Raw genomic sequence first — 9,720 nt, 5'->3', positions numbered from 1 at the left:
CCCTCACCGCGGCGCAGCGGGAGGCGCTGAGCACGGCCAGGGCGCCGAGCACCGCAGGAGCCGGCAGCACGCCCCCGGCCGCGACGTGCGCCAGCGCGGCCAGACCGACGACGGCGACGGCCAGCACGCCTGCGCGCACCAGCCGCAGCAGGCCGTGCGCCGGGGACACCACGGCCCCAGGGTAGATCGCCCACCGCGCGGGCCGGCCGCCCGGGCCGCGCTCCGTCGCCCAGGTGCGTGATCGACCGCCGCTAGGGTCGGTGCCCCGGCGGCCGCCGGCGACCGGACCCGTCCCGGACGGCGCGGCCGCGACCCGAGAACGGAGTGAGATGGACACCCTCGTCCTCACCGCCACCGTCGCCGGCGCGGTCCTCGTCCTGCTGCTGGTGGCGTTCGTCGCCGTCAAGATGCGCTACAAGATCGCCAGCCCGTCCGAGGCGCTCATCATCGTGGGCAAGAAGGGCAGGCCGGTCACCAACCCGCAGACCGGGGAGGTGACGACCGACCTGTCCGGGCAGAAGGTCGTGATGGGCGCGGGCGTGTTCGTCAAACCGCTCGTGCAGCAGGCCCACCGCCTCTCGCTGTCCTCGGTGCGCATCCCCATCTCCATCCGCGGCGCGGTCTCCCGCCAGGGCATCCGCCTCAACGTCGACGGCGTGGCCATCGTCAAGGTCGGCGGCACCGAGGACCTGGTGCGGGCGGCCGCGCAGCGCTTCCTGCAGCAGCAGAAGGAGATCGAGCCCTTCACCCAGGAGGTGCTGGCCGGCAGCCTGCGCGGCGTGATCGGCACCCTCACCGTCGAGGAGATCATCCGGGACCGCGTCGCCTTCGCCCGCCAGGTGGAGGAGGAGGCCGTGACCAGCCTCAACAACCAGGGCCTCGTCCTGGACACCCTGCAGATCCAGGACGTCACCGACGACGGCAACTACCTCAAGGACCTCGGCCGGCCCGAGGCGGCCAACGCGCGCCGCGCCGCGGAGATCGCCGAGGCGAACAACGCCCAGGAGGCGCAGCAGGCCAAGGCGCTGTCCGACGCCAAGATCGCGCAGGCGCAGCGCGACCTGGCGCTGCAGCAGGCGCAGTTCCGCGCCGACCAGGACAAGGCCGCCGCCGAGGCCGACGCCGCCGGGCGCCTGGCCGAGGCCGCGGCGCAGCAGCAGGTCCTGCTGGAGCAGGAGCGGGTGGCGCAGCGGCAGGCGGAGCTGACCGAGCGCACCCTCGACACCGAGGTGCGCAAGCCCGCCGACGCCCGCCGCTACGAGGCAGAGCAGCAGGCGGCGGCGCAGAAGACGGCGCGGGTGATGGCCGCGGAGGCCGAGCAGCAGGCCGCCGTCGCCGCCGCCCAGGCCGAGGCCGAGCGCGTCCGGCTGTCCGCCCAGGCCGACGCCACCCGGGTGGGGCTGGCCGCCGAGGCCGAGGCCACCCGCGTCCGGCTGGCCGCCCAGGCGGAGCTGCAGCGGCGCACCGCGGAGGCCGACGCCGTCCGGCTGGAGGGGCAGGCGGAGGCGGAGTCCATCGCGGTGACCGGCACGGCCCGGGCCGAGGCGCTGCAGCAGGAGGCGCGGGCGCTGAAGGAGTTCGGCGAGGCGGCGCTGACGCAGCGCGCGCTGGAGGTGCTGCCGCAGGTGGCCGAGGCGCTGGCCAGCCCGCTGGGCAACATCAAGGACCTCACGGTCATCTCCTCCGACGGCGCCGGCGCGCTCAGCCGCTCGGTGGGCACCAACCTGCAGGAGACGTTCGAGGTGCTCAAGCGCACCACCGGCGTCGACGTGCCGGGGATGATCCGCTCCCTGGGCGGTGGCCCCGAGGGCGGCGTGGCCGTCCAGGTGCCCGTGGACGGCGCCGAGCGGCCGTGACGGCAGCACGTCGCCCCTGAGACAGCGGAGCGGGTGCCGTCCCGTCCTCCTGCTCCGCTGGAAGGGCATCTTCCAGGGCGGCGTGGGCAAGGCGTTCCTACAGGCGACACCTCGGGCGGTGACGACGACAGGGAGTATCGATGCCGTCGACTGACCTCGCCGATCTTCTGAGTCGACTGGAGGCCCAGTGGCGAACTCATCAGCTACCCATCGCAGACCACCTGCGCCCAGGTGTCGACGAGATCGCGCTCAAAGCCCGTCTCGCCGAGCGAGGAATCGTTCCGCCCCGCGAGGTGGTGACATGGTTCGGGTGGCACGACGGATGCAGCGACATCCAGTTCAGCGAAGCCATCAGTTACGGGTGGCTCATGACGCTTGACGATGCCCTGACCGCCTATGACACACACGTCAACGCGGATCCTGAAGCAGATCAGCATTGCTGGCTTCCCATCATCGACAGAGCCGGGGACTACATCGTCGTTCGCTGCCATGAAGACTCGCCGGACCTGGCGATGACCAGCAGCGTCGACGAAACCGCAACGGTTCTGCCACCGCAGTGGTGGCAGCCCTCCTTGGCGGTTCCGGTGCAGTGGTGGATCGAGAAGTTCGAGACGCGAACGTGGGAAAAGGGACCGACAGGACGTATCATGAACCACGGCTACAAGGACGTGGATCGTCATCAGGTGATCACGGAGCTGCTTTGACGGCGTGCGCTGCTCCCGATCGTCGTGGCTGCCCTGTTCCCGCCACCCAACGTCGGGGTCGCCCATCCCGAGGCCCGCTGGCGAGCCCTCACCCGCGTCACCCTCTGCTCTTGGCGCATCGCGTCGATCATCCAGACCACGCTGGCACTCAGCGTCCTGGAGAGCCGCTACCCGCAAAGACCCGTTTCACACCCACGCACGCCACCTTGGGGTGCGGTCTTACCAGACCTGTGGTGCAGGACATTTCAGATGTGACCCCGCCAGGCCCTTGACGCGGAACGAGCGCTACTGAAACCAGCTCTCGTCCAGGTCGTGGGTGGCCCACTGGAAGGTCCACTGCAGGAGCTCGTCGTGGTCGCGCGTCACCCGATCCAGCGTGATGACGCCCCGGTCCCTGGTGCTGAAGTGAAACGCCCCGTCGGAGTCGATGGTCAGGTTGGGGGAGCCACCGTCGAGCGTGCGGTCGAACCTTGCCAGAGCCACGTCATCGCGGTCGATGCCCAGCGCCGCGGCTCGCCGCAGCACCTCCTGGTTGAGTTCGTCGCGCACCCGGTACCGCTCCGCCTCATCCACGAGACCAGTCTCAGGCATTGCCGGTGCCGGCACCTGCCCCTCGGGGAGATGATCACCAGAGGGGTCCGAGGCCGGCCTGAGGCGCTGACCCCGCCGGCAGCAGGGACTACAGGCGTGCAGTCGACTCCGTGCTCCTGCGGTGCCTGCACGTGTCGACGCTGTTCAGGCGGTGACGTCGAACGAGATGAGGTGGCCGGTCTCGCAGCAGGTGCGGATGGTGTGGCCCAAGCGGACCACCAGGTTGCTCCAGTTGTCGCTGACGTCACCGTCCAGGCCGACCAGGCCACCCAGCAGCTTCAAGCGGGTCGGCGTTGGGGTCCACCATGCCGTCGACAAGCCGTCGGGGTGTTCGTGCAGGTCCTCCCGGGCCTAGTCCACCAGCGAGTCGTGCGAAGAGTCGTGCAAGGAGCCGTCCTGACAGGCGGCTTCGACGGCGACCTGGGAGCGGGCGGCGCGGGCCTGCTCCGCCCGGTCGTGGGCTGCCGCGGCCGCCTGATCGGCCATCAGCTCGACACCCCGCTGCCACCGGCGGAGCAACCACCGGCGGAGCGAGCACTGCCCGAGGCGCTGCTGGTGGCGGCCTCACCCAGCTCCCGGCGGCGCCGACCGCGTCGGTCACCGCCAGCGCGATCGCGACCCCGTCCAGACGGTTGGCGCCGGCGGTGAACTCCTCCGACTCCACCCGCAGATCAGCCGCGCGCCACACCGCTCGCACCACGCCCGCACACGCCACCCTCGGACGGGCGGCCGAACGACGGTGGCCGCAGTACAGCGCCGCACCCGGCAGCCCCTGACGCCAAGCACCTGTTCAGCGCGGCCACATCCCCGACCCAGCGCTGCCGCCACCACTGACCGTGACCAGCGCGCCACGAGTACCCGCCTCCCGCGCCGCAACCACCCCGGCGGGAACGGCCTCCTGCGTCGCTCGGGCCCTCAGGGCCGCGAAGGGCGACGGGTACGTCACCGTCCTCGACGTGACCGCCGCGACCGACATCGGGACGAACCGCAGGACGAGGCCGCCGGATCGGCCGAGCTCATCACCGGTCTGTGGCGTGACCTCGACGGCCCCGGCGAGGAAGCGGTCATCGAGCAGGCTCCGACCTGCGCCGAACGCCGCTCGGCCGCCGTCAGCCCGACCAGGTGGTCCGGTGGTGACCACCGACGTCTGGGGCGGTTGCTGTGCCCGTTGCAGTAGACGCAGCGAGCGGGTGCCGCCCCGGAGGACGGCACCCGCTCTGACCTGCACCAACACCTGTCGGGCTGACAGGATTTGAACCTGCGACCCCTTGACCCCCAGTCAAGTGCGCTACCAAGCTGCGCCACAGCCCGATCGACCCGCACACCGCTTTCGCGCGGCGAGCCGGGAAGGAGCTTACCGCACCGGCCGCGCGGCCCGGCACGCCCCCCGGCCGGTCACCGCTTGCGCTTCTCCCGCACCCGCACGCTCACCTCGATCGGCGAGCCGGCGAAGCCGAACGTCTCCCGCAGCCGGCGCTCGATGAAGCGCCGGTAGCCGGCCTCCAGGAAGCCCGTCGCGAAGACGACGAACCGAGGCGGGCGGGTGGAGGCCTGGGTGCCGAAGAGGATGCGCGGCTGCCGGCCGCCGCGCACCGGGTGCGGGTGCGCCGCGACGAGCTCGCCGAGGAAGGCGTTGAGCTTGCCGGTGGGCACCCGGGTGTCCCAGGACTCCAGCGCCGTGTCCAGCGCCGGCACGAGCTTCTCCACGTGCCGGCCGGTGACCGCGGAGACGTTCACGCGCAGCGCCCACGGCGTCTGCACGAGGTCCCGCTCGATCTCCCGCTCCAGGTAGTGCCGGCGCTCCTCGTCGGTCAGGTCCCACTTGTTGTAGGCCAGCACCAGCGCGCGCCCGGCCTCCTGCACCATCGAGACGATGCGGACGTCCTGCTCGGTGAGCGGCTGGCTGGCGTCCAGCAGCACGACCGCCACCTCTGCCTTCTCCAGGGCCGCCTGGGTGCGCAGCGAGGCGTAGAAGTCCGCGCCCCGTGTCTGGTGCACCCGGCGGCGGATGCCGGCGGTGTCCACGAAGCGCCACTGCCGCCCACCCAGCTCGACGAGCTCGTCGACGGGGTCGCGGGTCGTGCCGGCCGTCGGGTCGACGACGACCCGCTCGGACCCGGCCAGCTGGTTGAGCATGCTCGACTTGCCGACGTTGGGCCGCCCCAGCAGCGCGACGCGGCGCGGACCGCCGCCGAGGACCGGACCGCCGACGGCGGAGACCTCCGGCAGCACGGCGATCGCCGCGTCGAGCATGTCCCCCGTCCCGCGCCCGTGCAGGGCGGAGACGGGGATCGGCTCACCGAGGCCCAGCGACCACAGGGCGGCCGCGTCGGCCTCTCCGCGCGCGTCGTCGACCTTGTTGGCCGCCAGCACGACCGGCCGGCCCGAGCGGCGCAGCAGGCGCACGACGGCCTCGTCGGTGGCGGTGGCCCCGACGGTGGCGTCGACGACGAAGACGACGGCGTCGGCCAGCTCGACGGCCACCTCCGCCTGCTCGGCCACCCGCAGGTCCAGGCCGGAGACGTTGCGCTCCCAGCCACCGGTGTCGACGAGCGTGAAGTCCCGCCCCGACCAGCTGGCCTGGTAGAACACCCGGTCCCGGGTGACGCCCGGCACGTCCTCCACGACCGCCTCGCGACGGCCGAGGATGCGGTTGACGAGCGTGGACTTGCCCACGTTGGGGCGCCCCACGACGGCCAGCACGGGCAGCGGCGCCGCAGCCCCCTCGCCGCCGTCGCCCCCGCCGGTGCCGGCGAGGAGCGCGAGGTCCTCCTCGGAGAGCGCGTACTCCTCCAGGCCGACGCGCAGCGCCCGCTCCCGGCCCTCCTCGTCAAGCCCCTCCAGGGACACCTCGGGCCCCTCGTCGGGGATCCCGTCGCCCTCCTGCACGCCACCGGTCGCGGCGCCGGTGGGCTCCTCCGCGCTGACCCCGTGCTCGCCGGTCCCGCCGCTCACCTGCCACCTCCCCGCACGTCGTCGGGCGCCAGTTCGCCCAGTCCCAGTTCGTCGCCACCCAGGTCCGCCGGCACGTGCACCCCCGTCAGGCGCAGGGAGTCCGCGACGTGCTCCGACAGCCGGGTGCGGACCCGCTCCGCGGCCGCGGCCAGCGCGATCCGGCCGGGCACCCCGGCCTCCTTCTCCACCGTGAACGGCTCCCCGAAGCAGAAGTGCAGCCGCCGCCGCGGCGGCGGCAGGGCGCGGTCGCGCTCTCCCGGGCGGCGCGCGCCCAGGCAGGCCACCGGCACCACGGGCGCCCGCGACTGCAACGCCAGCCACGCCACCCCCGAGCGCACCGAGGTGGCCTGGCCCGTGCCGCGGGTCCCCTCGGGGAACACCCCTGCCGCACCGCCCGCCTGCAGCACCGCCAGGACGGCGCTCAGCGCGCCGCGGTCGCCGTGGCTGCGGTCCAGGGGGACCTGCCCGGCGCGCAGCAGCGCCCACCCCACGACGCCGTTGAACATCTCCCGCTTGACGAGGAAGTGCACGTCGCGGGGTGCGACGGCGAAGAGCAGCGGCCCGTCGAGGATCGAGGCGTGGTTGGCGGCGAAGATCACCGGCCCGGTGGCCGGGACCCGCTCGGCGCCGTGCACGGCGGAGTTCCACACCCCGCGGGCGAGGAACGTGCCGATCCCCTTCGTCCAGCGCCGCGGCGGCTGGACGTCCACGACCGCGCTCACGGCGCGACCGCCGTGGCGCGCCCGACGACGGCGAGCACCGCCTCCACGGTGCCCTCGAAGTCGAGGTCGCTGGAGTCGACGGTGATGACGCCGTCGGCGGCCGCCAGGAAGTCGGTGGTGCGCGAGTCGACGAGGTCGCGCTGCACGACGCCGTCGCGCACGCTCGCCACGGCCGCGGCGTCGGCGGTGCCGAGGTCCTGCTGCGCCCGGCGGGCGACGCGCACCTCCTCCCGCGCCGTCAGCAGCACCCGCACCGGGGCCTGCGGGGCGACGACCGTGGTGATGTCGCGGCCCTCGACGACGACACCGGCGCGCCGACCGGGCTGCGGGGTGCGGCAGGCGGCGTCGATGAGGGCGCGCTGGCGCAGGATGAGGTCCGCGCGCACCGCCGGCACCGAGGCCACGGCGCTGACCGCCGCGGTCACCTCCGCACCGCGCACCGCGTCGGTGACGTCGACGTCGCCGACGGCGGTGGTGGCGCCGGCCGGGTCGGTGCCCATCGCGAGCACCACGGCCCGCACGTGCGCGGCCACCGCCGCCGCGTCGGTGAGGTCGACACCCGCGCGCAGGCACGACCAGGTGGCCGCGCGGTACATGGCGCCCGTGTCGAGGTAGGCCGTCCCCAGGTGCCGGGCGACGGCGCGGCAGACGCTGGACTTGCCGGACCCGGAGGGACCGTCGACGGCGACGACGAGCGGCGCCGCTGCGGACGCGGAGGAGCTGGGGCGTTCGGGCAGGGGCACCGCAGAAGGCTAGTCGACGCGGGCCCGCGCCCGGCACCCGCGGGCAGCGGCCCCACGGGTGCGCGGTGGGGCGGTCGTCGGGGCGGTCCTCGCACCGCCGGCGCGCCTTACGCCGGCACCGTCCAGCCGCGCTGGCGCAGCTGCACCGCCAGCGGCGCCGGCGCGGCGGGCAGACCCGCCACCTCCGCCAGCGCCACCCGCTGCCCCGGGGAGTGCTCCAGGCGCAGGTCCTCGAGGTTGACGCCGGCCTCGCCGATGTCGGCCAGCAGCAGCGCCAGCTGCCCCGGCGCGTCGGGGACCACGACGACGAGCACCGCGTAGTGCGTCGGGGCCGCGCCGTGCTTGCCCGGGATGCGGTCGCGGCCGGCACCGCCGTCGGCGATCGCCCGCGCCAGCAGCCCCCGCGCACCCGGCGCGGCGGGATCGGCGCGCACGGCGTCCAGGGCGCCGATGACCCGGTCCAGGTCCTCGCGCAGGGCGCGCAGCACGTCGGCCACCGGCCCGGCGTTGCCGGTGAGGATCTGTACCCACAGCGCGGGATCGCTGGCCGCGATCCGGGTGACGTCGCGCAGCCCCTGCCCGGCCAGGCCGACCGCCGCCTCCGGGGCCTCGCGCAGCCGGGCGGCGACCAGGCTGGCCGCCACCTGCGGCGTGTGGGAGACGAGCGCGACGGCGAGGTCGTGCTGCTCGGGGTCCAGCTCCACCGGCGTCGCACCGCAGTCGCGGGCCAGCCGGCGCACCAGCTCCACCGCCTCCGGCGCGGTGCCCTCCGCGGTGGTGACCGCCCAGGGCCGGCCCGCGAAGAGGTCCGCGCGCGCCGAGACCGCCCCGGAGCGCTCCCGGCCGGCCATGGGGTGACCGCCGACGTAGCGGGCGACGTCGGCACCCGCCTCGCGCAGGGTGCGCAGCGGTTCGGCCTTGACGCTGGCCACGTCCGTGACGACCGCCTCGGGCCAGCGCCGCAGCTCCTCGGCCACCACCGCCGCCACGACGTCGGGCGGGGCGGCGACGACGACGAGCCGGGGCACGGCGCCGGCCGCCTCGGTGTGCAGCCGGCCGGCACCCATGTCCCGCGCCAGGGACTGCGCCGTGGGGGAGGTGTCGGACAGCAGCACGTCCACGCCGCGCGCGCTCAGGGCCAGGCCCACGCTGCCCCCGAGCAGACCCGTGCCCACCACGCGCACGGGCCCGCGGGTCTGCGGGGGGACGGTGAGGTCGACGGTCACGCCCGGCCCCGCCGGAACCGGCTCACAGCCCGGCCGCCTTCATGAGCTGCTGGACCTCGCCGCGGGTGAGGCGGCGGTTGCGGCCCGGCTTGAGGTCGCCGAGGACCAGCGGGCCGATCTGGGTGCGCACGAGGTTGAGGACGGGGTACCCCTCGGCTTCCAGGATGCGCCGCACGACGTGCTTGCGGCCCTCGTGGAGGACGACCTCGACGAGGGCGTAACCGGGCTTGGAGTCGACGAGGCGGAAGGAGTCCACCCGCACCGGCCCGTCGTCCAGCTCCACGCCGTCGCGCAGGTTCTTGCCGAGGTCCTTCTTCACGGGCCCGCGGACCTCGGCGAGGTAGGTCTTCTTGACCCCGAAGGAGGGGTGCTGCAGCCGGTGGGCGAGGGTGCCGTCGTTGGTGAGGAGGATCAGCCCCTCGGTGTCCATGTCGAGGCGCCCGACGTGGAAGAGCCGCTCCTCGCGGGGGCCCACCATGTCGGCCAGGTTGAGCCGGCCGTCCTCGTCATACATCGTCGAGACGACGCCCTTGGGCTTGTTGACGAGGATGTACACGAGGTCGTCGTCCACCTGGAACTGCAGGCCGTCGACGTGCACGACGTGCTTGGCGGGGTCGATGCGGACCCCCAGCTCGGTGACCACCTCGCCGTCGACGGTGACCCGCCCGGCCGCGATCATCTCCTCGCAGGCGCGCCGCGAGCCCGCCCCGGCCTGCGCGAGCAGCTTCTGCAGCCGCACGCCGCGCGGGTCGTGCAGGTCGACGTCGGGGCGCGTGGGCGCCTTCGGTGCGCGGCTCGGCGGCTGCGGGGCGGGCTTGACGTCGTCGCCGAGGCGCTTGGCCGCGCCGCGCTGGCCGGCGACGCGACCGCATCCGTGTTCCCGAGGTGCGGCTCGTGGGCCCCAACGGGGAGCAGGTCGGGAT

Annotated in this window: 9 protein-coding genes and 1 tRNA gene; 2 read left to right on the top strand and 8 right to left on the bottom strand. The window is 74.2% G+C overall.

Translation table 11 applies throughout. The features are described from left to right. The first annotated feature begins 329 nt into the window (after positions 1–329). The gene (locus ABEB16_RS01915; RefSeq protein ID WP_345710584.1) at positions 330–1,856 is read left to right on the top strand and encodes a flotillin family protein; all 1,527 of its coding nucleotides are present in this window, start codon (positions 330–332) and stop codon (positions 1,854–1,856) included. A 140-nt stretch (positions 1,857–1,996) separates the two neighbouring features. Beyond that, positions 1,997–2,560, top strand: a complete 564-nt coding sequence (locus ABEB16_RS01910; RefSeq protein ID WP_345710583.1) for an SMI1/KNR4 family protein — start codon at positions 1,997–1,999, stop codon at positions 2,558–2,560. Between the two features lie 285 nt (positions 2,561–2,845). On the opposite strand, the gene ABEB16_RS01905 is transcribed toward ABEB16_RS01910, so the two are convergent. From ABEB16_RS01905 to ABEB16_RS01870, 8 genes are all read right to left on the bottom strand, one after another. After that, the gene (locus ABEB16_RS01905; protein ID WP_345710582.1) at positions 2,846–3,133 is read right to left on the bottom strand and encodes a hypothetical protein; all 288 of its coding nucleotides are present in this window, start codon (positions 3,131–3,133) and stop codon (positions 2,846–2,848) included. Positions 3,134–3,295: 162 nt separating this feature from the next. Next, positions 3,296–3,433, bottom strand: a complete 138-nt coding sequence (locus tag ABEB16_RS01900; RefSeq protein ID WP_345710581.1) for a hypothetical protein — start codon at positions 3,431–3,433, stop codon at positions 3,296–3,298. 955 nt (positions 3,434–4,388) lie between these two features. Further along, positions 4,389–4,462: transfer RNA gene (locus tag ABEB16_RS01895), tRNA-Pro, on the bottom strand. 84 nt (positions 4,463–4,546) lie between these two features. Further along, complete coding sequence (der, locus tag ABEB16_RS01890; RefSeq protein ID WP_425560084.1) at positions 4,547–6,022, bottom strand: ribosome biogenesis GTPase Der; 1,476 nt, start codon at positions 6,020–6,022, stop codon at positions 4,547–4,549. Between the two features lie 80 nt (positions 6,023–6,102). Next, positions 6,103–6,828, bottom strand: coding sequence for a lysophospholipid acyltransferase family protein (locus ABEB16_RS01885; RefSeq protein ID WP_345710580.1), 726 nt, complete (start codon positions 6,826–6,828; stop codon positions 6,103–6,105). Further along, a complete protein-coding gene (cmk, locus tag ABEB16_RS01880) occupies positions 6,825–7,571 on the bottom strand; it encodes a (d)CMP kinase (RefSeq protein ID WP_345710579.1) in 747 nt (248 codons plus the stop codon). The genes ABEB16_RS01885 and cmk overlap by 4 nt, the downstream gene beginning before the upstream one ends. A gap of 107 nt (positions 7,572–7,678) precedes the next feature. Continuing rightward, a complete protein-coding gene (locus tag ABEB16_RS01875; RefSeq protein WP_345710578.1) occupies positions 7,679–8,797 on the bottom strand; it encodes a prephenate dehydrogenase in 1,119 nt (372 codons plus the stop codon). A 22-nt stretch (positions 8,798–8,819) separates the two neighbouring features. Continuing rightward, a partial coding sequence (locus ABEB16_RS01870) for a pseudouridine synthase (protein WP_425560083.1) occupies positions 8,820–9,720 on the bottom strand: 901 nt, incomplete at its 5' end.

Origin of the sequence: Kineococcus glutinatus (assembly GCF_039542765.1) — a bacterium.
In the GTDB taxonomy this organism is placed as follows: domain Bacteria; phylum Actinomycetota; class Actinomycetes; order Actinomycetales; family Kineococcaceae; genus Kineococcus_A; species Kineococcus_A glutinatus.
Note: the sequence above shows the minus strand (reverse complement) of the source record. Positions and strands in the feature narration are given on the sequence as shown.